This is a genomic window from Streptomyces sp. CB03234 (assembly GCF_001905885.1).
Lineage (GTDB): Bacteria > Actinomycetota > Actinomycetes > Streptomycetales > Streptomycetaceae > Streptomyces.
In genome coordinates, this window is sequence record NZ_LIYH01000002.1 from 572,170 (window position 1) to 594,364 (window position 22,195).

20 protein-coding genes are annotated in these 22,195 nt (G+C 71.2%); 9 read left to right on the forward strand and 11 right to left on the reverse strand.

The genetic code is table 11. The features are described from left to right. Positions 1–287 precede the first annotated feature (287 nt). The 3 genes from AMK26_RS09420 (at position 288) to AMK26_RS09430 (ending at position 3,155) form a co-directional block, all read left to right on the forward strand. The gene (locus tag AMK26_RS09420; RefSeq protein ID WP_073754053.1) at positions 288–1,010 is read left to right on the forward strand and encodes a transglycosylase SLT domain-containing protein; all 723 of its coding nucleotides are present in this window, start codon (positions 288–290) and stop codon (positions 1,008–1,010) included. A 133-nt stretch (positions 1,011–1,143) separates the two neighbouring features. After that, positions 1,144–2,457 carry an AI-2E family transporter gene (locus AMK26_RS09425; RefSeq protein ID WP_073754054.1) on the forward strand — a complete coding sequence of 438 codons (1,314 nt, stop codon included), beginning with the start codon at positions 1,144–1,146 and terminating at the stop codon, positions 2,455–2,457. After that, positions 2,454–3,155 carry a hypothetical protein gene (locus AMK26_RS09430; protein ID WP_073754055.1) on the forward strand — a complete coding sequence of 234 codons (702 nt, stop codon included), beginning with the start codon at positions 2,454–2,456 and terminating at the stop codon, positions 3,153–3,155. The genes AMK26_RS09425 and AMK26_RS09430 overlap by 4 nt, the downstream gene beginning before the upstream one ends. Positions 3,156–3,226: 71 nt before the next feature. Here the strand turns inward: AMK26_RS09430 and AMK26_RS09435 are convergent, their stop codons facing one another. After that, positions 3,227–3,760: an alkyl hydroperoxide reductase gene (locus AMK26_RS09435; RefSeq protein WP_073754056.1), complete on the reverse strand. Its 534-nt coding sequence runs from the start codon at positions 3,758–3,760 to the stop codon at positions 3,227–3,229. Between the two features lie 3 nt (positions 3,761–3,763). Continuing rightward, the gene (locus AMK26_RS09440) at positions 3,764–4,318 is read right to left on the reverse strand and encodes a peroxiredoxin (protein ID WP_073754057.1); all 555 of its coding nucleotides are present in this window, start codon (positions 4,316–4,318) and stop codon (positions 3,764–3,766) included. 131 nt (positions 4,319–4,449) lie between these two features. Between AMK26_RS09440 and AMK26_RS09445 the strand changes: the two genes are divergently transcribed. After that, the gene (locus tag AMK26_RS09445; protein WP_073754058.1) at positions 4,450–5,403 is read left to right on the forward strand and encodes a LysR substrate-binding domain-containing protein; all 954 of its coding nucleotides are present in this window, start codon (positions 4,450–4,452) and stop codon (positions 5,401–5,403) included. Between the two features lie 225 nt (positions 5,404–5,628). On the opposite strand, the gene AMK26_RS09450 is transcribed toward AMK26_RS09445, so the two are convergent. Together AMK26_RS09450 and AMK26_RS09455 are read right to left on the reverse strand one after the other, a co-directional pair. Beyond that, entirely contained in the window at positions 5,629–5,856 is a 228-nt protein-coding gene (locus AMK26_RS09450; RefSeq protein ID WP_073754059.1) for a hypothetical protein, read from the reverse strand. After that, entirely contained in the window at positions 5,853–6,794 is a 942-nt protein-coding gene (locus AMK26_RS09455) for an SPFH domain-containing protein (protein WP_073754060.1), read from the reverse strand. The genes AMK26_RS09450 and AMK26_RS09455 overlap by 4 nt, the downstream gene beginning before the upstream one ends. A 234-nt stretch (positions 6,795–7,028) precedes the next feature. Here AMK26_RS09455 and AMK26_RS09460 point away from each other — a divergent pair, with 234 nt between their 5' ends. Beyond that, on the forward strand, positions 7,029–9,311 hold the full coding sequence (locus tag AMK26_RS09460) for a transglycosylase domain-containing protein (RefSeq protein WP_079277520.1): 2,283 nt from the start codon (positions 7,029–7,031) through the stop codon (positions 9,309–9,311). A gap of 77 nt (positions 9,312–9,388) precedes the next feature. Here the strand turns inward: AMK26_RS09460 and AMK26_RS09465 are convergent, their stop codons facing one another. The 3 genes from AMK26_RS09465 to AMK26_RS09475 all read right to left on the reverse strand — a co-directional run bounded on the left by AMK26_RS09465 (position 9,389) and on the right by AMK26_RS09475 (position 14,105). Continuing rightward, positions 9,389–11,704 carry a SpoIIE family protein phosphatase gene (locus tag AMK26_RS09465; RefSeq protein ID WP_107420907.1) on the reverse strand — a complete coding sequence of 772 codons (2,316 nt, stop codon included), beginning with the start codon at positions 11,702–11,704 and terminating at the stop codon, positions 9,389–9,391. A 234-nt stretch (positions 11,705–11,938) separates the two neighbouring features. Continuing rightward, on the reverse strand, positions 11,939–12,628 hold the full coding sequence (gene fomD, locus AMK26_RS09470; protein WP_073754061.1) for a cytidylyl-2-hydroxypropylphosphonate hydrolase: 690 nt from the start codon (positions 12,626–12,628) through the stop codon (positions 11,939–11,941). 82 nt (positions 12,629–12,710) lie between these two features. Then, positions 12,711–14,105 carry a class II fumarate hydratase gene (locus AMK26_RS09475; protein WP_073754062.1) on the reverse strand — a complete coding sequence of 465 codons (1,395 nt, stop codon included), beginning with the start codon at positions 14,103–14,105 and terminating at the stop codon, positions 12,711–12,713. A 104-nt stretch (positions 14,106–14,209) separates the two neighbouring features. Between AMK26_RS09475 and AMK26_RS09480 the strand changes: the two genes are divergently transcribed. Further along, positions 14,210–15,739 carry a ricin-type beta-trefoil lectin domain protein gene (locus tag AMK26_RS09480; RefSeq protein ID WP_073754063.1) on the forward strand — a complete coding sequence of 510 codons (1,530 nt, stop codon included), beginning with the start codon at positions 14,210–14,212 and terminating at the stop codon, positions 15,737–15,739. Positions 15,740–15,797: 58 nt separating this feature from the next. On the opposite strand, the gene AMK26_RS09485 is transcribed toward AMK26_RS09480, so the two are convergent. After that, complete coding sequence (locus tag AMK26_RS09485; protein ID WP_073754064.1) at positions 15,798–17,453, reverse strand: fumarate hydratase; 1,656 nt, start codon at positions 17,451–17,453, stop codon at positions 15,798–15,800. Between the two features lie 179 nt (positions 17,454–17,632). Between AMK26_RS09485 and AMK26_RS09490 the strand changes: the two genes are divergently transcribed. Then, positions 17,633–18,319 carry a DUF1707 SHOCT-like domain-containing protein gene (locus AMK26_RS09490; protein ID WP_073754065.1) on the forward strand — a complete coding sequence of 229 codons (687 nt, stop codon included), beginning with the start codon at positions 17,633–17,635 and terminating at the stop codon, positions 18,317–18,319. Positions 18,320–18,454: 135 nt separating this feature from the next. Continuing rightward, positions 18,455–18,829, forward strand: a complete 375-nt coding sequence (locus AMK26_RS09495; RefSeq protein WP_073754066.1) for a WhiB family transcriptional regulator — start codon at positions 18,455–18,457, stop codon at positions 18,827–18,829. A gap of 511 nt (positions 18,830–19,340) precedes the next feature. Here the strand turns inward: AMK26_RS09495 and glpX are convergent. Next, positions 19,341–20,372, reverse strand: a complete 1,032-nt coding sequence (gene glpX / locus AMK26_RS09500) for a class II fructose-bisphosphatase (protein ID WP_073754067.1) — start codon at positions 20,370–20,372, stop codon at positions 19,341–19,343. A 136-nt stretch (positions 20,373–20,508) separates the two neighbouring features. On the opposite strand from glpX, the gene AMK26_RS09505 reads away from it, so the two are divergent. Further along, the gene (locus AMK26_RS09505; protein WP_198944051.1) at positions 20,509–21,027 is read left to right on the forward strand and encodes a DUF4245 domain-containing protein; all 519 of its coding nucleotides are present in this window, start codon (positions 20,509–20,511) and stop codon (positions 21,025–21,027) included. A 211-nt stretch (positions 21,028–21,238) separates the two neighbouring features. Here the strand turns inward: AMK26_RS09505 and AMK26_RS09510 are convergent, their stop codons facing one another. Then, the gene (locus tag AMK26_RS09510; RefSeq protein ID WP_073754069.1) at positions 21,239–21,829 is read right to left on the reverse strand and encodes a malonic semialdehyde reductase; all 591 of its coding nucleotides are present in this window, start codon (positions 21,827–21,829) and stop codon (positions 21,239–21,241) included. 127 nt (positions 21,830–21,956) lie between these two features. Next, positions 21,957–22,187 (reverse strand): exodeoxyribonuclease VII small subunit, encoded by a 231-nt coding sequence (locus tag AMK26_RS09515; RefSeq protein ID WP_073754070.1) that lies wholly within the window; start codon positions 22,185–22,187, stop codon positions 21,957–21,959. Positions 22,188–22,195: the final 8 nt, after the last annotated feature.

A 22,195-nucleotide genomic window follows, 5' to 3' on the forward strand; every position in this document is an offset into this window, starting at 1 on the left:
GGGCTATTGGGGTGTGAGCTTTCACACGCAACGAAGAATTGCCTTGCGGCGTCGCCGTCGGGCAGAGTCTTGCTTCCGTCAGGCCCCGCATACGGCACCCCTGTCACCTTGTGACACAACTCAACAGTCGTTCGCCGTATGCCGCCCGCAGCACCACGCGGCTCTCCCGCAAGGGAGTTGCCCACCGGGCCCGTGTCCCCCGTGACCCAGCAGTGGGGGGACCAGCGTCAGGGGCAAGATTTTCGCCCGCGAGGTCACCTAAGCGGACGATGCTGGAAGGAAACCGTGTGAGCCGGATCTCGGTCCGGGGATTCGCGGTGGCTTCGGCCACTGCGGTCACCACTGTCGGCGCCGTCGTGGGTGTTGCCTCGGGCAACGCCCAGCCCTCGAACGACAACTTCGAGGCGGCCGCCGCCAACACGACGCTCCTGGCCGACATCCCCGTCGGCGAGCAGGCCCAGGTACAGGTCTCGTCGCTGACGCAGCAGGCGGAGGCCCAGGCCGCCGCCGCCGACTCGGCCGCGCAGAAGTCCGCCGAGGAAGCCGCGCGCATCCAGGCCGCCAAGGACGCCGAGGCCAAGAAGGCCGCCGCCGAGGCGGAGGTCAAGAAGGCCGAGGCGGAGAAGGCCGAGCAGGAGCGCAAGGAGCGTGAGGCCGCCGAGCGCGCCAGCCGCGACGAGGTCCGCAGCGCCTCCAGCTTCGCCGCGCAGTCGTCCTACAGCGTGGCCGAGGTCCAGGCGATGGCCCGCCAGATGGTCCCCGGCGACCAGTTCCAGTGCTTCAGCAACATCGTGGACCACGAGTCCGACTGGAACTACCGCGCGCAGAACCCGTCCTCGGGCGCGTACGGTCTGGTGCAGGCGCTGCCGGGCTCCAAGATGGCCTCGGCCGGTGCCGACTGGCAGACCAACCCGGCCACCCAGATCAAGTGGGGCCTGAACTACATGAACGAGCGCTACGGCAGCCCGTGCGGCGCCTGGAGCTTCTGGCAGGCGAACAACTGGTACTAGGCCACGGGTACCAGGGGGCACGCCCCCGGCTCAACTTTCCGGAGCCCCTCACCGTCCTACGGTGAGGGGCTCCGTGCGTGTACCGTCGGGGCCGTAACTCCCGGGGGGAGTGGTGGGGGGAAGAGAGAAGATCATGTCGAAAGTGCCAGGGTGGCTCGGCAAACTGGGAGCCGGCCTGACCCGGATGGGACAGCGGTTGGACGAGCGCCGAGCCGCGGGTGCGTCCGGGGAGGAGCCCGGCGAGGAGCCCGCGGCCGTACCGGACAGCGTGCCCGCTCCTCCCGCGTACGCCCCCGCCGTCGCCGCACGGCCGGATCCCGTCGCGGCCATCCCGTGGGGCATCCGCGTCGCGGCCGAGGCGGGCTGGCGGCTGCTGGTCCTCGCGGGCACCCTGTGGGTGCTGATGAAGGTCATCAGCGAGGTGCAGCTGGTGGTCCTCGCCTTCGTCGCCGCGCTGCTGATCACCGCGCTGCTCCAGCCCACCGTGGCCCGGCTGCGGAGGTGGGGCCTGCCGCGCGGGCTCGCCACCGCCCTCACCGCCATCACCGGCTTCATCATCATGGGGCTGGTCGGCTGGTTCGTCGTCTGGCAGGTGATGGACAACCTGGGCGACATCTCCGACCGCGTCAGGGACGGCATCGACGAGCTGAAGCAGTGGCTGCTGGACAGCCCCTTCCACGTCACCGAACAGCAGATCAACGACATCGCCAAGAACCTCAGCGACACGATCGGGACGAACACGGAGGAAATCACCTCCGCCGGTCTGCAGGGCGTGACGGTGATGGTGGAGATCCTCACCGGCATCCTGCTGACGATGTTCTCGACCCTCTTCCTGCTGTACGACGGCAGGAAGGTGTGGAACTGGTTCCTGAAGCTGATGCCGGCCCAGGCCCGCCCCGGAGTGGCGGGCGCCGGGCCGCGCGCCTGGCGCACACTGACCGCCTATGTGCGCGGCACGGTGATCGTCGCGATGATCGACGCCATCTTCATCGGACTGGGCATCTACTTCCTCGATGTGCCGCTGGCCGTGCCGCTGGGCGTCTTCATCTTCCTCTTCTCCTTCATCCCGCTGGTCGGCGCGGTCGTCTCGGGTGCCCTGGCGGTCATCGTCGCCCTGGTCACGCAGGGCGTGTTCACCGCCCTGATGGTGCTGCTCGTGGTGCTCGCGGTGCAGCAGATCGAGGGCCATGTGCTCCAGCCGTTCATCCTGGGCCGCGCGGTGCGCGTGCACCCGCTGGCGGTCGTCCTCACCGTCGCGGCGGGCGGCCTGACCGCCGGCATCGGCGGCGCGGTGGTGGCGGTCCCGCTCGTCGCGGTCACCAACACGGTCGTCGGCTATCTGCGGGCGTACGGCCAGGAACAGGCGCTGCGCGCGCCGCCCGGCGCGACGGCCCACGGCACCGCGCCGACGCCACCGCCGAGGGCCGGGACCGAGGAGGGCGAGTGATATCGGAACCCGAACTCGTCGGCGGCGACGGGGACGTACCGACACCGCCGTCACCGTACGGGCCCGCGCCGGCCGTGGAGCCGGAGCCGGGCGGTGAGCGGCGGGCGCCGCGCCCCTGGTTGTGGGCGCTCGGCGGCGCGCTGGTGGCCTCGGCCCTCTGGGCGGGCGGGCTGTACGCGTACCAGGCCGTCGGACCGGGCCTGGGCGGTTACCGCACGCCTGACGACCTGTGCGAGGAGGCGGAGCTGGCGGCCCTGAGCACGGCCTTCGGCACGCGTGACGGGGCGTCGCAGGACATGCACGAGGCCCACGAGGCTCTGGACCAGGTCCAGTGCTCGGTGACGTTCGTTTCCGGCGAGCAGTCGTTCGGCGCCGACCTCTCGTACGCCCTGCACAAGAAGACCGACCCGGGGCCGGAGTTCGAGCCGGCCGAGACCGCCCCCAGCTGGGACGAGTTGGACTGGGAGCCCGTTGAGGGCGTGGGGGAGCGGGCGTTCTACGCCCAGGACGGCGAAGGCTTCGCCGGGCTGAAGGTGCTGGACGGGCAGGCGGTGCTGACGCTCTTCGTCAGCATGCACACGGAGTACGACCCCGAAACGGGGGAGGAACCGCCGGAGCCCGACGCGTCCGCCATGTCGGGGGTCAAGGACCTCATGGTCGAGGACATGAAGGCGCTGATGGCCGGGCTCCGGCACTGAGCCACTGAGCGATTGCGAAAGGGGCCCACCGGCACGGATGCCGGTGGGCCCCTCCTCGTCCGCGTACCCGACTACTCCGAGAGGACGGCCTCGGCGTCGAGCGTCGCGCCGACCGCCTGGATCACCGAGGCGATCTTGAACGCCTCCTGGATCGTGTCGCGCTCCACGCCGGCCTTGCGCAGCACCTGCTCGTGCGAGTCGAGGCACATGCCGCAGCCGTTGATGGCGGAGACGGCGAGCGACCACAGCTCGAAGTCGACCTTGTCCACGCCCGGGTTGCCGATGACGTTCATCCGCAGACCGGCGCGCATGGTCCCGTACTCCGGGTCGGAGAGCAGGTGGCGCGTGCGGTAGAAGACGTTGTTCATCGCCATGATCGCGGCGGCGGACTTGGCGGCCTGGTACGCCTCGGGCGTCAGGTTCGCCTTGGCCTCCGGCTCCAGCTCGCGCAGGACCTTGGGCGAGCGCGAGGCGATCGCGCAGGCCAGGACCGTGCCCCACAGCTGCTGCTGGGGGAGCTCGCTGTTGCCGATGACCGAGCCCAGGTTCAGCTTCAGGTCCTTGGCGTAGTCCGGTATGGCGGACTTCAGTTCGTCGAGGGCCATGGGTCACTCACCGGCCAGCAGCTTGACCGGGTCGAGGGTGTCCTCGCCCTTGGTCCAGTTGCAGGGGCACAGCTCGTCGGTCTGCAGGGCGTCCAGCACCCGCAGGACCTCCTTGGGGTTACGGCCGACGGAGCCGGCGGTCACCATGGCGAACTGGATCTCGTTGTTCGGGTCGACGATGAAGACGGCACGCTGCGCGAAGCCGTCCTCGCCCTCGACGCCGCAGTCGCGCATCAGCTCGTGCTTGGAGTCCGCGAGCATCGGGAAGGGCAGGTCACGCAGGTCGGCGTGGTCCTTGCGCCAGGCGTGGTGCACGAACTCGGAGTCGCCGGAAACACCCAGGATCTGGGCGTCACGGTCGGCGAACTCGTCGTTCAGCTTGCCGAAGGCGGCGATCTCGGTGGGGCAGACGAAGGTGAAGTCCTTCGGCCAGAAGAACACCACGCGCCACTTGCCCTCGTAGGACTTGTGGTCGATCTGCGCGAACTCCTTGCCGCTCTCCAGCGACACACAGGCGGTCAGGTCGTACGTGGGGAACTGGTCACCGACAGTGAGCACACGCTCTCCTTGCAGCTGGGAAGTCCCTTTTGAGGCCTTCCGAGGGGGTTGGACGGAGCCACAGCATGGCACGGCGTGCATTGATCAGTGAAATAGCTAGACTGCGTCGTGTTGATCGAAGGTGGTTATCAGTGGTGTCCGTATATAAGGGTAAGCAGCCCAGTCTGGCCCAGCTCCGGGCGTTCGTGGCCGTGGCCGAGCACCTGCACTTCCGGGACGCGGCCGCCGCGATCGGAATGAGCCAGCCCGCCCTTTCGGGCGCGGTTTCGGCACTCGAAGAGGCACTCGGTGTCCAGTTGCTGGAGCGTACGACACGCAAGGTGCTGCTCTCACCCGCCGGTGAACGCCTCGCGGTACGGGCCGGGGCCGTCCTGGACGCGGTCGGGAAGCTGATGGAGGAGGCGGAGGCGGCACATGCGCCGTTCACGGGCGTCCTGCGGCTCGGCGTGATCCCGACCGTCGCGCCCTACCTGCTGCCGACGGTGCTGCGCCTGGTCCACGAGCGGTACCCCGAGCTGGACCTCCAGGTCCACGAGGAGCAGACCTCGTCCCTGCTGGAGGGCCTTGCCGCCGGGCGGCTCGACCTGCTGCTGCTCGCCGTCCCGCTGGGCGTGCCCGGCGTCACCGAACTGCCCCTGTTCGACGAGGACTTCGTGCTCGTCACGCCCGAGGACCACTGGCTGGGAGGCCGCACCGACATCCCGCGCGACGCGCTGCGCGAGCTGCGGCTGCTGCTCCTGGACGAGGGGCACTGCCTGCGCGACCAGGCGCTCGACATCTGCCGCGAGGCGGGGCGCGAGGACGGCGCCGCGGTCACCACCACCGCGGCCGGCCTGTCCACGCTGGTCCAGCTGGTGGCGGGCGGCCTCGGGGTCACCCTGCTGCCGCGCACCGCCGTGACGGTGGAGACCGGGCGCAACGACCGCCTCGTGACGGGCTGGTTCGCCGACCCGGCCCCCTCCCGGCGCATCGCCCTCGCCATGCGCACGGGCGCGGCCCGCCAGGCCGAGTTCGAGGAACTGGCCGGCGCGCTACGGGAGGCGATGGCGGTCCTGCCGGTCCGGGTGCTGGGCCCGGAGTCGTAACCACCGGCGCCCCTTCCCGAAACCGGAGGCAAGCCCCCGGACCCCCTGACAGGGCGCTGGGTTGTACGTGGGGCGCCCGGGTCCTGGCTCGGCCCGAAGGGGGACACGCCCCACGGAGCGGACCCCAACGGTGCGCATGCGCGCATGGGCGACCCCGCCGGGCGCACCCCGCCGGAACGGCGAACGGCCCGTCGCGCGGGCCGCCCGAGAGCCGGCGCGGCGGGCCTAGTCCGGGGGCGGAGGGGTTTTCGGGGGGCGGCCGCGGCGGGGGAGGGGGCCCGGGGCGGGGGGCAGGCGGCCCGCGTCCGAAAGGGCCTTGCGCAGCAGGAACTCGATCTGGGAGTTCGCGCTGCGCAGCTCGTCCGCCGCCCAGCGCGCCAGCGCCTCGTACACCGCGGGGTCCAGGCGCAGCAGCACCTGCTTGCGCTGGCGGCGGTCCGGCGGCGGCGTCACTGGTACAGGGTGCCCGTGTTCAGCACCGGCTGCGCCGCGCGGTCGCCGCACAGCACCACCATCAGGTTGGAGACCATCGCCGCCTTCCGTTCCGGGTCGAGCTCCACGATGTCACGCTCCTCCAGCCGGTCCAGCGCCGCCTCGACCATGCCGACCGCGCCGTCCACGATCTGCCGCCGCGCCGCGACCACCGCGCCGGCCTGCTGGCGCTGGAGCATCGCGGAGGCGATCTCCGGCGCGTACGCGAGGTGCGTGAACCGCGACTCGATGATGTGGACGCCCGCCGCCTCCACGCGCGCGTGCAGCTCGGCGGCCAGCTTCTCGGTGATCTCCTCGGCGTTGCCGCGCAGCGACAGCCCGTCCTCGTCGTGCGCGTCGTACGGGTACTCGATCGCGATGTGCCGCACGGCCGCCTCCGTCTGCGTGGAGACGAACTCGAGGAAGTCGTCCACCTCGAACATGGCCTGCGCGGTGTCCTCGACCTTCCACACGACCACCGCGGCGAGCTCGATGGGGTTGCCGTACGCGTCGTTGACCTTGAGGACGGCCGTCTCGTGGTTCCGCACCCGCGTGGAGATCTTGGACCGCGAGGTGAGCGGGTTGACCCAGCGCAGCCCGTCGTCACGGATCGTGCCCCGGTACCGCCCGAAGAGCTGCACCACCCGGGCCTCGCCCGGCGCCACCATGTTCAGCCCGCACATCGCGAGGAACGCGGCGAACGCCACCAGCACGCCGGTCACGATCAGCGCCACCTTCCCGCCCGTCGAGCCGGTGGCCGCACCCGCCACCACCAGGCAGACGCCGGCCGCGAGTCCGGCGAGGCCGAGCAGCAGGGCAAGCCCGCCGCCGATGCTGTGCGCGGCGAACTCCCGTACCCGTGGCGCGGGCATGTCGGGCAGGTCTTCCGCCAAGGCACCGCGGTTGGTCGATGTGGTCATGGTCGTCCCCGTTCCGTCTGCCGGTGAGGTCCGGCGCCGGTCAGGCGCTGGACTAGCAAAGTGATATCACTTTATCGCACATGGCAACCCTCCGCACCCCTGAAGAGTCGGTTCCAGTGAGACGGGTGCTCATTCTCACGTCCGGAAAAGACCGGATCCGTTGAGCTTTGTCGGTACCCGTGGTGTTACTTTTCTGAGCTGATTCGCAGATGAGCAGAGCGGAGCGACGGAGCGATGGGTCGAGCGGAAGCGCGACGGGCGCGGGAACGCGGGGCGCGCGGGGCGAAGACCGAAGGCGCGGGCATACGCCGCTTCTTCACCTGGAAGAAACTGCTGGGCACCTTTTTCGGGCTCTGCCTGCTCGCGATGGGCGCGTTCTACGTCGTCTACCTGCTCGTGCCGGTGCCCACCGCCAACGCCCAGGCGACGATGCAGAGCAACGTCTACAAGTACAGCAACGGCAAGATCCTCGCCCGTACCGGTGAGATCAACCGCGAGATCGTCGGCCTGGACAAGATCCCGGACGACGTGGAGAAGGCGTTCGTCGCGGCCGAGAACAAGTCCTTCTACCAGGACTCCGGCGTCGACTTCATGGGCACCGCCCGTGGACTGCTCAACACCCTCAGCGGCAAGGGCAAGCAGGGCGGCTCGACCATCACCCAGCAGTACGTCAAGAACTACTACCTGGACCAGGACCAGACGGTCACCCGGAAGCTCAAGGAGCTGGTGATCTCCCTCAAGGTCGACCAGCGCATGGACAAGGACGCCATCCTCGCCGGGTACATGAACACCAGCTACTACGGCCGCGGCGCGTACGGCATCCAGGCCGCCGCCCAGGCGTACTACGGCGTCGACGCCGAGAAGCTGACGGTCTCCCAGGGCGCCTACCTCGCCGCCCTCCTCCAGGCGCCCAGCCAGTACGACTGGAACGCCGCCAGCCCCACCGGCCGCCGACTGGTGAAGGAGCGCTGGAACTACGTACTGAACAACATGGTCGAGGAGGGCTGGCTGGGCCGGTCCCAGCGCGCCGAGCAGACGTTCCCAGTGCCGCAGGCGCCCAAGGCCGCGCCCGGCATGGAGGGCCAGACCGGTTACCTCGTCGCGGCCGCCAAGCAGGAGCTGATCAGCCAGGGCGTCAGCGAGGAGGACATCGACGCCGGCGGCTGGAACATCACCCTCAACATCGACCAGAAGCGGCAGAAGGAACTCGTCAAGGCGGTCGACAAGCAGCTGGAGGACCACCTCGACCGCAAGAACAACAAGGTCGACGCGACGGTCCAGGCCGGCGCCACCTCCGTCGACCCCAAGACCGGCAAGGTCGTCGCGCTGTACGGCGGCGTCGGCGCCACCGAGCACTGGATGTCCAACGCCACCCGCCGCGACTACCAGCCCGCCTCCACTTTCAAGCCCCTGGTCTTCGCCACCGCCCTGGAGAACGGCGCCAGGACGCAGAACGGTGACGAGATCGGCCTCAACACGATCTACGACGGCACCAGCCGCCGCCCCGTCGAGGGCAGCGACACCCCCTTCGCCCCGCAGAACGAGGACGACCGCAGCTACGGCCCGGTCACCGTGCAGGAGGCGATGAACAAGTCCATCAACTCGGTCTTCGCCCAGATGATCGTGGACGCCGGCCCCGCCAAGGTGAAGAAGACGGCGCTCGCCCTCGGCATGAAGGACGACGAGAGCTTCGTCGAGCAGCCCGCGATGTCGCTGGGCACCATGGGCGCCTCGACGTGGGACATGGCCGGGGTGTACGCCACCCTCGACAACCACGGCAAGAAGGTCACGCCGGCGATCGTGAAGTCCGCCGAGCACAAGGACCGCGTCTTCGAGCGCACGGAGCCCCCGATCGGCGACCGGGTCATCAGCCGGGAGAGCGCCGACACCGTGACCGCGGCCCTCACCGGCGTCGTGAAGAACGGCTCCGGCTTCGAGGCCAACACCTCCGCGTACCAGGCGGCCGGCAAGACGGGCACCTCGGAGAACAACAAGTCGGCCTGGTTCGCCGGCTACACGCCCGAACTGGCCACGGTCGTCGCCCTCTTCGGCGAGGACGCCGACAAGGGCAAGCAGGTCACCCTCACCGGCACCGCCAACTCCGGCCGCGCCAACGGCGGTGGCTTCCCCGCCCGCATCTGGGCCGACTACACACTCGGCGCCCTCGACGGCGGCTCCGACGCCCGGTTCGACCTGGACCTCGCCGAGACGGCCCCGCCCGCGCCGACCGAGACGGCGTCGCCCACCGAGGAGCCGACCGAGACGGCGTCGCCCACCGAGGAGCCGACCGAGACCGAGTCGCCCACCGAGGAGCCGACCCCGACGCGTACGCCCCCCACGCCCACCCGTACGCCGACGCTCCCGACCCCGACGGAAACCCCGACCGACGACCCGACCGAGGGCGAGACCGGTGGCACCACCGGCGGTGGTGACGGCGGCGACCCGACCGGCGACCCGGGCGACGGCGGATCCGGTGGTTCCGGCGGTTCCGGCGACCTGAAGCCGCCCAAGCCGTGACCTGAGAGACGACACACGACGGTGGCCGGGCCCCTTCCGCAGGGGCCCGGCCACCGTCATGTCATCGCCGAGGCGTCTCAGATACGCGTCGGCAGCTCGAACCAGACCACCTTGCCGGTCGACAGCCGCGTCGCACCCCACCGCCGGGCCAGCCGGTTCACCAGGAACAGGCCGCGCCCGCCCTCGTCGGTGTCCCGTGCCCGCCGCTGGCGCGGCAGCTGCGGCGAGTCGTCACCGACCTCGCAGCGCAGTACGTCCGTCCGCAGCAGCCGCAGCGTCACCGGCCGCTCCGCGTACCGCACCGCGTTGGTGACCACCTCGCTGACCAGCAGCTCGACGCTGTCCGACAGGTCCTCCAGGTCCCAGCGCGCCAGCGCCCGCCGGGCGAGGCGCCGCGCCCGGCCGGGGGCCTGCTCCTCCGGTTCCAGGAACCAGTAGGCGACATCGCTCGGCGCGATCCCGTCGAAGCGGGCGGCGAGCAGCGCGATGTCGTCGTCCCGGTCGCCCGGGCCGAGCATGTCCAGCACGTCGTCGCACAGCGCCTCCAGCGGAGGCGAGTGGTCCGGGCCGGTCAACTGGGCGGTCGCGGCGAGCCGCTCACGCAGTTGCTCTATCCCGGTCCACACGTCCCGCAGCCGCGACTCGACGAGCCCGTCGGTGTACAGCAGCAGGGTCGCCCCGGCGGGGGCGTCCAGCTCGACCGCCTCGAAGTCCACGCCGCCCACGCCGATGGGTGCGCCCGGCGGGACGCGCAGCACCTCGGCGCGGCCGCCGAGGTGGAGCAGTATCGGCGGCGGGTGGCCCGCGTTGGCGATGGTGATGCGGTGCGCGACCGGGTCGTACACCGCGTACAGGCAGGTCGCCATGCGGTTCTCGCCGAGCCGCTGGGCCTGCTCGTCGAGGTGGTGCAGCACCTCCTGCGGCGGCAGGTCGAGCCCGGCGAGGGTCTGCGCGGTGGTACGCAGCTGGCCCATGATCGCGGCGGACGTCATGGAGTGGCCCATCACGTCGCCCACGACCAGGGCGACCCGGCTGCCGGGCAGCGGGATCGCGTCGTACCAGTCGCCGCCGACCCGGGCCGTCTCGGCCGCCGGGAGGTAGCGGGAGGCCAGCTTCACGCCGGTGGGCTGCGGCAGGTTCTCCGGCAGCATGGTGCGCTGCAGCTCGTCGGCGATGTAGGCCTCGCGCCCGTACAGCACCGCCTTGTCGATGCCGAGCGCCGTGTGCGTGGCCAGCTGGGCCGCCACCAGCAGGTCGTTCGGCTCGAACGGCGGCCGGTCGGGGCGGCGGAGGAACACGGCCGCGCCGATCACCCGGCGCCGGCCGCGCAGCGGCGCCAGGATCGCCCGGTGCCCGGACGGTACGGAGCGCCCGTCGCCGAGCAGTTCGGGCAGCGCGGCGCGGGCGGCCGCCGAGTCGCCGAAGACCGGGCGTACGCCACGGAGCACTTCGGCGAGGGCGCCGCCGGCCTGGACCTCGCACAGCTCGGCGGCCGGGCCGAGGTCGAGGTCGGTGTCCGGGTCGGCCGCGGAGAGACCCAGGTCGGTGTCGTCCTCCGTTAAACGCAGCCTGTCGGTACGGCGGAGGCGGAGGACGAACGGGTCGACGGGCCGCTCGTCGCCGACGGGGAGCGGGTCGCGGAGGTAGACGAGGATGGCGTCGGAGAACGTGGGCACGGTGGCCCGGCACAGGCCGAGCACGATCTCGTCCAGGTCGATGCCCCGGGCGATCCGGCGCGTGGCGGCGCCCACGAAGCGCAGCCGGTCGCCCTCGCGCCGCGCGGCCGCCACCGGTTCCTGGCCGCCGCCGCCCGGAGCGGCCCCGCCCTGGAGGGGCAGCCCGTCCAGCGGCCCGGCCGGCCCGGCGGGCGAGCCGCCCGGCCCGGTCCCGGTCCCGGTTCCGGCGGCGCCCGGCAGGGCGGCTCCACCGGCCTGCCCGTCCGCCCCGGCGCCGCGCCCGGCGGGCGTGCCGCCATGGCCGGACGGTCCACGCCCGGCTCCGTGCCCGGTTGGCTGGGCGGGCCCGCCGTGTCCGGAAGAGCCACCCGTGTGCCCGGCCGTCCCGGCGATGTTCCCGCCCGGCGCGGATGCGTGGCCGGACGATGCCGCCCCGTGCCCGGAAGCCCCGGCACCGGCGCCTGCACCGGTCATGCCCGGGGAGGTGCCGCGGCCTGCCGCCCCGCGTCCCGGGCCGCCCGGTGCGGCGGCTGTCGGGGACGACGCGGACGACGCGGACGACGGGGCAGAGGCAGCACCCGCGCGGGGCGCCGACGCGGGCGCAGGCGCGGGCGGCGCGGCGGGGGACGGGGGCGTCTCCTGCCGCGGCCGGGTGCGTTCCTGCGGCCGGGCAGCCAGGGGCTGTCGGCCTTCGTGGGAGGTGGGATGCTCCGTCACGCGTGGGATTCCGTCCGTCCGGGCCGGTAGTGCGAGGCGATCGCTCTGTCAGGCGCTATACCCGCTCTGAGGGCGGCGTCGACAAGGGGTGACGGATACGGGCACGGATCAGGCACGGCTCCACCCCCTCATGGATGACTTACGGTCAGTTCCTGGTCTCTACTCAGTCGTTACTGCTCCGCCAACGTGCGGAGGACGATCCTACGTTTGCACCCCAGGGGCGCATCAAGGGTCTCATGGAGCCGTGTGCGCCGGGGTGCGATCCCAGTCCGCGGGCAATTCCGGAACCGCCCAGTCCGGGTCCGGCCGCCAGTCCTCCCAGCCGTCCGCGAACGGCGCGCCCCAGGCGCGGATCACCTCGACGGCCGCCCGCCCGGCCTCCCTTACCCGCCGGGCCTGTGCGGGGCCCATCAGGCCGCTGCGCTGCGCCTGGGCGAACTCGTCCTCGTCGCGCCACAGCCAGCTGCGATCGGGGTACACCGAGATGTCCAGGAAGTGGTCCTCGGAGTCCACGCCGTCCGCCCATCGGGTGCGCGGCTCCTCCAGGTTGACGTACCAGCTGCGGAACCGCCAGCCGCGCTCCCAGAACAGCCACACCGACCACGGCTCGTCCGGCCGGGCCAGCTTCAGCACCCCGGCTCCCTCCCACCGGGTGCGTACGGTGGTGCGCGGCGCGGTGTAGCGGGTGGCGAGCGGCTCCTCGTGGACCGGGCTGCCGTCGGCGAGCACGGGCTTGACGCACTCGGTGCCCGGCGCCATCCACACGGCGAGCAGGTCGTCGGTGTCCTGGACGACGGTCACGGGCCGGCAGATGTGGATGTGACCGCCGCCGTTGTCGCGGTAGCGCCACAGGATGCGGGCGCCCGGCGCCCAGCGCGCGCCGCCGGAGCGCGCTCCTCTCCCTGTCGTCGTCTCGGCTGTCATGCGCAGATCTTAGAGGTGCGCCTTTGGCCACGCCGCGACGCAGATCACGGGCGGCGGGGCCGACGGCGTACGAAGCACCAGGTCAGGGGCGGGTCATCCGCAGTACGTCGAGGGCCTCGTCGAGCTGTTGGAGCGTCAGGTCACCGCGCTCCACGTACCCCGATTCGATGACGACCTCGCGGATGGTCTTGCGTTCGGCGAGGGACTTCTTGGCGACCTTCGCCGCCTCCTCGTAGCCGATGTACTTGTTGAGCGGCGTCACGACGGACGGGGAGGACTCGGCGTACTCGCGCGCCCGCTCCACGTTCGCGGTGACGCCGTCGACCGTACGGTCCGCGAGCAGGCGCGCCGCGTTCGCGAGGAGCCGGATGGACTCCAGCAGGTTCTTGGCGATGACGGGGAGCATGACGTTCAGCTCGAAGTTCCCGGCGGCGCCGGCCGCCGCGACCGTGGCGTCGTTCCCGGTCACCTGGGCGGCGACCATCAGGACGGCCTCGGGGATCACCGGGTTGACCTTGCCGGGCATGATCGACGAGCCGGGCTGGAGGTCCGGGAGGTTGATCTCGGCCAGGCCGGTGCGGGGGCCGGACGCCATCCAGCGCAGGTCGTTGGCGATCTTGGTGAGTGAGACCGCGATCGTACGGAGCTGTCCGGACGTCTCGACGAGCCCGTCGCGCGCGCCCTGTGCCTCGAAGTGGTCGCGGGCCTCGGTGAGCGGCAGTCCGGTGGCGCGGGCGACCTCGGCGATGACGGCGGCGGAGAAGCCGGGCGGGGTGTTGATGCCGGTGCCGACCGCCGTACCGCCGAGCGGCAGTTCGGCGAGGCGCGGCAGCGAGGCGTGCAGCCGTTCGACCCCGTACCGGATCTGTGCGGCGTAGCCGCCGAACTCCTGGCCGAGCGTGACCGGGGTCGCGTCCATCAGGTGGGTACGGCCGGACTTGACGACGTCCGCGAATTCGGCTGATTTCCGCCCCAGGGCGGTGGCCAGGTGTTCGAGGGCCGGGACGAGATCGTGGGTGACGGCGGCCGTGGCGGCGATGTGGATGGAGGAGGGGAAGACGTCGTTGGACGACTGGGACGCGTTGACGTGGTCGTTGGGGTGGACGTCGCGGCCGAGGCGCTCGCCGGCCAGCGTGGCGAGGACCTCGTTGGTGTTCATGTTGGAGGAGGTCCCGGAGCCGGTCTGGAAGACGTCGACGGGGAAGTGCTCGTCCCATCGGCCTTCGGCGACCTCGGCGGCGGCCTCCTGGATGGCGCCGGCGATGTCCTTGTCGAGGACGCCGAGCTCCGCGTTGACCTTCGCGGCGGCGGCCTTGATCCGGGCCAGCGCCTCGATGTGGGCGCGCTCCAGGCGCTGTCCGGAGATGGGGAAGTTCTCCACCGCCCGCTGGGTCTGGGCCCGCCATTTGGCGTGGGCGGGGACGCGCACCTCTCCCATGGAGTCGTGCTCGACCCGGTAGTCCGGCACATCCGTCATGGTTCAACCTCCTGCAAAAGTTGAGCACTTGTCTTGTTCTGCGTATTCCCAGACCCCGTACCGGCCAGTAAAAACCGTGGGTAACCCCACTTCCAGGAGGCGCAATGACGCGCACCGGTACCAGAGCCGGGTTCGGACTCCGATGTACGGTCGCGGCCGTGGCCGCGCTCGCCACCGTGCTCGGCGGGACGACCGCCGCCACCGCCGCCGACACGCCGCGTGCCGGCACCGCATCCGTACCACTCCCGCCCGAGCTGGAGGCCATCCGCGCCGCCGAGGCCACCAAGCTGTACGGTTCTCCCGCCGAACGGCCGCTCGCCGAGCGAAAGACCGGCCTGATATCGCTGGGCGACAGCGAGATCTCGGGCGAGGGCGTCGGCACGTACGAGCCGCCGACCAACGGCCCCGACAACTGGTGCCACCGCTCGCCCGAGGCCGCCATCCACCGCACCGGCATCCCCGCCGACGTCACCTTCAACGTCTCCTGCTCCGGCGCGGCCACGCCGAACATCCGCATCGGCGGCAGCAAGCAGTACGCCGACGAGCTCGTCCAGAGCGACAATCTCGCCATCAAGGCGCGGAACACCCGCATCAAGATGGTGCTGCTGGTGGCCGGCGCCAACGACGACCTGCAGTTCGGCCCGGTGATGACCGACTGCGTCACCCGCTACCTCACCCTCCAGGGCCCGTGCGAGCCCAAGTACGCGCCGGGCTGGCAGGCCCGCGTCGACGCCCTCGTACCCAAGGTCGAGCAGACCGTCCGCGACCTGCGCACCGTGATGCGCGACGCCGGGTACGCCGACGGCGACTACAAGCTCGTCGTCATGGGCTACCCGAGCCCCATCGGCCCCGACTTCCACGACAACCCCAACTTCCCCGGCAAGCTCGCCTGCGGCGGCCTCGGGTACGACTCCGACACCGTCTGGGGCCGCAACACCGCCGTACCCGCCTTCGAACGCGGCATGCGGCGCGCGGCGGCCAACACCGGGGCCGTGTACCTCGACAACTCCCGGCTCTTCCACGGGCACGAGGTCTGCATGGAGGACACCTGGGCGCGCGGCCTCTACATCGACCTGTCCAAGCCAGGCCTGCCGGACGAGAACTCCGTACGGCAGTCCTTCCACCCCAACGCGGCGGGCCACGCGGCCTTCGCCTCCTGCCTGACCCAGCTGTACAACGCGGGCGCGCGTGAGGCCAGTTGCGCCGACCCCGCGTCGACGGGCAGGCCGGTGCTGCTGCCGGGGGCGTGGGACGACATGTTCAAGCCACTGCGGGGCGAGGCCACCGGCACCTGCGTGGACGTCACCGGCGCGGTCACGCGCAACGGCACGGCGGTCGGCGGCTGGGACTGCCACCAGGGGCGGAACCAGGACTGGTGGTACGACCCGGCGCGCGGGTCCCTCCACACGGCGCTGACCCACGACCGGTGCCTGGACGTGCCAGGCGCCGCCTACCAGGCGGGCAAGGCCCTGGTCCTGTGGAACTGCTCGGGCGCGGCCAACCAGAAGTTCGTCCGCCAGGGCGCGACGCTGCGCCCGGCGGCGGCGACGTCCCTGTGCGTCACCCTCGCGGCGGCCAAGGACCCGCTGCGGCTCCAGACGTGCGACGGGACGGCGAAGCAGCGGTTCGCCTGATGCACGCGCGGGCCCGGCCACCGTGAGGGGTGACCGGGCCCGTACGCGTCCGGCGTGGTCAGGAACGCACCGGGATCGAGGTGAACGTCGGCGCCGGGGCCGGGTCCTGGAAGAAGTCGTTGCCCTTGTCGTCCACGACGATGAACGCCGGGAAGTCCTCGACCTCGATCTTCCAGACCGCCTCCATGCCGAGCTCCTCGTACTCGACGACCTCGACCTTCTTGATGCAGTCCTGCGCGAGGCGGGCCGCCGGGCCGCCGATCGAGCCCAGGTAGAAGCCGCCGTGCGCGTGGCACGCGTCCGTGACCTGCTTGGAGCGGTTGCCCTTGGCCAGCATGACCTTGGAGCCGCCCGCCGCCTGGAACTGCTCGACGTAGGAGTCCATGCGCCCGGCCGTCGTCGGGCCGAAGGAGCCGGAGGCGTACCCCTCGGGCGTCTTCGCCGGACCGGCGTAGTACACCGGGTGGTCCTTCAGGTACTGCGGCATCTCCTCGCCCGCGTCCAGCCGCTCCTTGATCTTGGCGTGCGCGATGTCACGCGCCACGACGAGGGGGCCGGTCAGCGACAGCCGGGTCTTGACCGGGTACTTGGTCAGCTCGGCGAGGATGTCGTCCATCGGCTGGTTGAGGTCGATCCTGACGACGTCGCCGTCCTGCTCCAGGTGCTCGTCCGTCGTGTCGGGCAGGAAGCGCGCCGGGTCCGTCTCCAGCTGCTCCAGGAAGACGCCCTCGGCGGTGATCTTCGCGACGGCCTGGCGGTCGGCCGAGCAGGAGACGGCGATGGCGACCGGGCAGGACGCGCCGTGCCGGGGGAGGCGGACCACGCGTACGTCGTGGCAGAAGTACTTGCCGCCGAACTGCGCGCCGATGCCGATCTTCTGCGTCAGCTCGAAGACCTTCTCCTCCAGCTCCTTGTCCCGGAAGCCGTGGCCCAGGATCGAGCCCTCTTCCGGCAGTTCGTCCAGGTAGTGCGCGGAGGCGTACTTGGCCGTCTTCAGTGCGTACTCGGCGGATGTGCCGCCGACGACGATCGCGAGGTGGTACGGCGGGCAGGCGGCGGTGCCCAGGGAGCGGATCTTCTGCTCCAGGAACGTCATCATGGAGGCCTCGTTGAGGACCGCCTTGGTCTCCTGGTAGAGGAACGACTTGTTGGCCGAGCCGCCGCCCTTCGCCATGAACAGGAACTTGTACGCGCCGCCGTCGGTCGCGTACAGCTCGATCTGGGCGGGGAGGTTGGAGCCGGTGTTCTTCTCCTCCCACATGGTGAGCGGAGCCATCTGCGAGTAGCGCAGGTTGAGGTTCTTGTACGCGTCGTAGATGCCGCGCGACAGGGCCTTCTCGTCCTCACCTTCGGTGAGGACGTTCTGCCCGCGCTTGCCCATGACGATCGCCGTGCCGGTGTCCTGGCACATGGGCAGGACGCCGGCGGCCGCGATGTTGGCGTTCTTGAGGAGGTCGAGCGCGACGAACTTGTCGTTGGCCGACGCCTCCGGGTCGTCGATGATCTTGCGCAGCTGCGCGAGGTGCGCCGGGCGGAGGTAGTGCTGGATGTCGTGGATCGCCTCTTCGGCGAGCTTGCGCAGCGCCTCGGGCTCGACCTTGAGGAACGTACGGCCGTCGGCCTCGAAGGTGGAGACACCCTCGGCGGTCACCAGGCGGTAGGGCGTGGTGTCCTCTCCCAGCGGGAGCAGATCGGAGTACGCAAACTCTGGCATTACGGCCATTCCTCACTCGGCAGACAGCGGCGCGGCCTCCATTGGCAGCGCGTCCACAAGCGTAGAGCGCCCCGAGCCGCCCGAACCTGTGAGGTAAGGCTCAGTTGCCGGGGCCGATTGCGCCGGTTCGTCGCCTCGACCCCTAGTCGCGATGTATCGCGTTTCGCTAGGCTGGGATCGTGGACCTCGAAAAGCAGCCCCAGAAGTCGGCCGTGCCGGCCGAACCCGCCGCCGAGCCGACGATCCGGGCCTCGGACGCCGACCGGGACCGGATCGCAGACATCCTCCGGGACGCCCTGGCCGAGGGCCGGATCGACGCGGAGGAGCACGGGGAGCGCATCGACGCCGTCTATCGCGCCAAGACGGTCGGCGAGCTGGAACCCCTCGTACAGGACCTGCCCGCCGCGCGCGGCCCGCACCGGGAACCGTCGCCGCGGCAGGCGTACGCGTACGGTCCCGAGGACGCCGCCGGCATGGCCCCGGCCGACAAGCTGATCGCCGTCTTCTCCAGCACCACGCGCAAGGGCCGCTGGCGCGTCGGGCGGCGGACCAACGCGTTCTCCCTCTTCGGCAGCGTCGAGATCGACCTCACGGAGGCGATCTTCACGCAGCGTCTGACCACGATCAACGCCGCCTCGGTGTTCGGCAATGTCGAGGTCCGCGTCCCCGAGAACATCACGCTGCGGGGCGGCGGCACCGGCGTCTTCGGCAACTTCGAGGTGGACACCCTGGAGGCGACCGACCCCGAGGCGCCGGTCGTCGTCATCAACGGATACGCGGTCTTCGGCAACGTCGAGGCACGGCCGAAGCGCGGCAGGTTCATCGCCGACCTGCACGCCAAAGCCCGTAAGCACATGGGGCATTGACGAGCCACGGCCGGTTCGGGCCGCCCGGAATCCCACACGCCGGAACGGACTGCCACGCAGTGCATAGGCGCGCGCACAGCGGGTAGGGCTTGCTGCATCGTCTCTCGCTCGCGAAGCCGTCGTCAGGAGTAGACCGTGCTGCAACTGCCGCATCAGCCCCTCCAGGTCGCCGCCGTCCCCTCCCAGCGCCTTCCGGCGAGGGATGACCAGGCCGGTCCGTGGCACACGGAGGCGGTGTGCCGCCGGGACGAAGCAGGCCTGTTCTTCGCCCCGTCCAAGGAGCCCACGGCCGCCCGGCTGGCGCGCGAGGAGGCCGCGAAGCGGGTCTGCGCCCGCTGCCCGGTCATGGTCGAGTGCCGCGAGCACGCGCTGCTCCAGCCCGAACCGTACGGCGTGTGGGGCGGCCTGACGGCGGCCGAGCGGCGCGTCGTACTGGCCCGGCGCAGGCGGCGCGAGGTGGAACTGAAGAAGGCCGCCTCGACGGGCCCCCAGATCGCCGCCGCGGGCTGAGCCCCTCGGCCACCCCTCCGGGTCGGCCCCCGCCCCCGCATGGCCGCGGCCGGTTACGGACGGCACCGGGCTCCGGCAGGGCGTGGCCCGTGCGCAGGCAGGACGCGCCTTGTGCGCCGGCGGGACGCGCGGCGCATACGGGGGTGCCTCGCGGGCCGTGCACCGCCGGCAAGGTATGCGGCCCTGTGCGTCGGCAGAGCGTGCCGGCACCGGCATCGCCCACGACACGCCTCGCTGCCCTGCCGTCGGTACGGCACCCGTAAGGGCGGTACTGGCGGCACCGGCTACGCGGCGCCGGAGCCCGTGGCAAGGCCGCCGCACCGGCACTCCGCGCCGGACCGGGCCTGGTACCCGCGCCACGGACCCGGCCCCCGGCACCCGGCCGCGACGGGACGTGGGGCCCGTCCGGCACCTGGGCTCCGGTCACGGCCGCAGGCGCGGGCATGCGAGAGGGGCGCTCCCCACCGCACATGGGGGCGCCCCTTCTTCGTATCCGTACCGCCGCGCTCGGCTACTTCGCGCGGTCGAAGTCGATCTGGCTGTACGCGCGCAGCTTCGACAGCCGGTGCGTCGAGTCGATCTGCCGGATCGTGCCCGACTTCGAGCGCATGACCAGCGACGAGGTCGTCGCCGTCTCCGCGCGGTAGCGGACGCCGCGCAGCAGCTCGCCGTCCGTGATGCCGGTCGCGACGAAGAACACGTTGTCCCCGCTGACCAGGTCGTTCGTGGACAGGACACGGTCCAGGTCGTGACCCGCGTCGAGCGCCCGCTGCCGCTCCTCGTCGTCCTTGGGCCACAGCTTGCCCTGGATGACACCGCCCAGGCACTTGATCGCGCAGGCGCTGATGATGCCCTCGGGCGTACCGCCGATGCCCATCAGCAGGTCCACGCCCGTGCCCTCGCGCACCGCCATGATCGAACCGGCCACGTCGCCGTCCGAGATGAACTTGATGCGCGCGCCCGTCTCGCGGATCTCCTTGACGATGCCCTCGTGGCGCGGGCGGTCCAGGATGACGACGGTGACGTCCTCGGGAGAGGAGTGCTTCGCCTTGGCGACGCGGCGGATGTTCACGGACACCGGGGCGTTGATGTCGACGTAGTCCGCGGCCTCCGGGCCGGTGACCAGCTTGTCCATGTAGAACACCGCCGACGGGTCGAACATGGAGCCGCGGTCGGCGGCCGCCAGCACGGCGATCGCGTTCGGCATGCCCTTCGCGGTGAGCGTGGTGCCGTCGATCGGGTCCACGGCGATGTCGCACTCGGCGCCGGTGCCGTCGCCGACCCGCTCGCCGTTGAACAGCATCGGGGCCTCGTCCTTCTCGCCCTCGCCGATGACGACCACGCCGTTCATCGACACGGTGGAGACGAGGGTCCGCATGGCCCGTACCGCCGCGCCGTCGGCGCCGTTCTTGTCGCCACGGCCGACCCAGCGGCCGGCGGCCATGGCGGCGGCCTCGGTGACCCGGACCAGCTCGAGGGCCAGGTTGCGGTCGGGAGCCTCGGGCGAGACCTCGAGCTCGGACGGCAGATGATTGTCGGTCATCGGAACGCACCTTTCTGTACGGCGACGGCCGCAAGTGAAGAGGGTGCTGCGACTCTATCGGTAGGTCGACATATTGAGCAGAGGGGCCCACGTATGAGCAGGCCACGCTGATGCGACCATAGGGGGCGTGGCAGGTATGCGTGGCAAGCAGACAGTGCGCGGGATGTTCCAGTCGATGGCGGTCATCTGCGCGGCGGCGGGCGTGATCTATCTCTTCGTCCCGCACGACGACAAGGCGGACCCGATCAAGCCGGTCGACTACCGGGTCGAGCTGGTGACGGCACAGCGTGCCGCGCCGTACCCGGTCATGGCGCCCGAGGGACTGGCGAAGGGCTGGACGCCCACCTCGGTGGAGTACGACCGCCAGGACGACGACGCCTGGCACCTCGGGTTCCTGACCCCGGACCGGCAGTACGTGGCGGTGGAGCAGTCGACGGCGGTGCCGGAGAAGTACGTCCCCAAGGTCACCCACCAGGCGTCGGACACGGGCCGGACGCTGCAGCTGGCGGGGAAGACCTGGCAGCGCTGGGAGGGGCCGAAGTACGACGCGCTGGTGCTGCACGAGAAGGGCGTCACGACGGTCGTGACCGGTACGGCGACGCAGGAGCAGCTCGCGCGGATGGTGACGGCGCTCCGGCCGGCCAAGCAGGCCTGACGCCCCCGTCCGGCGGGACGGCGGCGGCCCGACGGGACAGGGCGGCGGCCCAACGGCGCAAGGTGCGGCGGCCTGACGGGACAAGGCGCGGCGGCCTGACGGAACATGACGGCGCGGCCCGACGGGACAGGGCGGCGGCCCGACGGCACAAGGCGGCGGCCCCGGGCACCAGGGGGATGGTGCTCGGGGCCGCCGGTCGTTTCGGCGCGGGTCAGACGGTCGTGACGACCTCGTCGTACGCCGGCCGCGGGCTGCGCTGGTACGACGCGTCCTCGCCCGGCTTGCCGATGTTGACGATCATCAGCGGGGTGTGGTCGTCGTCGAGGAATTCCTTCTGTACGCCCGCGAAGTCGAAGCCCGTCATGGGGCCGGCGGCGAGGCCGGCGGCGCGGACGCCCACGATGAAGTACGCGGCCTGGAGCGCGGCGTTCAGAGCGGCGGCCTGCTCGCGGACCGGGCGCTCGGCGAAGAACACGTCCTTGGCCTGCGGGAAGTGCGGGAACAGCTTCGGAAGGTCCTCGTGGAACTCGTTGTCGGCGGCCAGGATCGCGACCAGCGGAGCCGACGCGGTCTTGGCCCGGTTGCCCTCCGCCATGTGCGGGATCAGGCGCTCACGGGCCTCCGCGGAGCGGACCAGGACGATGCGCAGCGGCGACTGGTTGAAGGCGGTCGGCCCGTACTTGACCAGGTCGTGGATCGCCTGGACCTGCTCCTCGGTGACCGGCTCGTCGGTGAAGGTGTTCGCGGTGCGGGCCTCACGGAAGAGGAGGTCCTGGGCGGCGGGGTCAAGAACGAGGGACATGCTGCGTGCCTTTCGAAGGTGCAAAGGATCAAGCGATGTGCTCCACCGTACGCCCGAGATAGGTTAAGTTTCAACTAAACCGGGCGCGCGCAACCCGTGAGTCCCCTCACACGCCGATTCCGGAGGCTCACTCCTCCTGGCCCGCCGGGGCCTCCTGCTCGGCCAGCGCCGCGTCCAGGCGGGCGCGGGCGCCCTCCAGCCAGCGGCGGCACACCTTGGCCAGCTCCTCGCCCCGCTCCCACAGCGCCAGCGACTCCTCGAGCGTCGTACCGCCCGCCTCCAGCCGGCGCACGACCTCGATCAACTCGTCGCGCGCCTGCTCGTACCCGATCGCCGTTTCCGTCGTGTTGGCTGCCATGCGCACCA

Coding starts and splice junctions, on each gene's coding strand:
- AMK26_RS09505 (WP_198944051.1), top strand. CDS start 20,509: ATGCGTGGCAAGCAGACAGTGCGCGGGATGTTCCAGTCGATGGCGGTC.
- AMK26_RS09515 (WP_073754070.1), bottom strand. CDS start 22,187: ATGGCAGCCAACACGACGGAAACGGCGATCGGGTACGAGCAGGCGCGC.
- glpX (WP_073754067.1), bottom strand. CDS start 20,372: ATGACCGACAATCATCTGCCGTCCGAGCTCGAGGTCTCGCCCGAGGCT.
- AMK26_RS09455 (WP_073754060.1), bottom strand. CDS start 6,794: ATGACCACATCGACCAACCGCGGTGCCTTGGCGGAAGACCTGCCCGAC.
- AMK26_RS09435 (WP_073754056.1), bottom strand. CDS start 3,760: ATGGCCCTCGACGAACTGAAGTCCGCCATACCGGACTACGCCAAGGAC.
- AMK26_RS09485 (WP_073754064.1), bottom strand. CDS start 17,453: ATGCCAGAGTTTGCGTACTCCGATCTGCTCCCGCTGGGAGAGGACACC.
- AMK26_RS09510 (WP_073754069.1), bottom strand. CDS start 21,829: ATGTCCCTCGTTCTTGACCCCGCCGCCCAGGACCTCCTCTTCCGTGAG.
- AMK26_RS09425 (WP_073754054.1), top strand. CDS start 1,144: ATGTCGAAAGTGCCAGGGTGGCTCGGCAAACTGGGAGCCGGCCTGACC.
- AMK26_RS09475 (WP_073754062.1), bottom strand. CDS start 14,105: ATGACGGATGTGCCGGACTACCGGGTCGAGCACGACTCCATGGGAGAG.
- fomD (WP_073754061.1), bottom strand. CDS start 12,628: ATGACAGCCGAGACGACGACAGGGAGAGGAGCGCGCTCCGGCGGCGCG.
- AMK26_RS09460 (WP_079277520.1), top strand. CDS start 7,029: ATGGGTCGAGCGGAAGCGCGACGGGCGCGGGAACGCGGGGCGCGCGGG.
- AMK26_RS09480 (WP_073754063.1), top strand. CDS start 14,210: ATGACGCGCACCGGTACCAGAGCCGGGTTCGGACTCCGATGTACGGTC.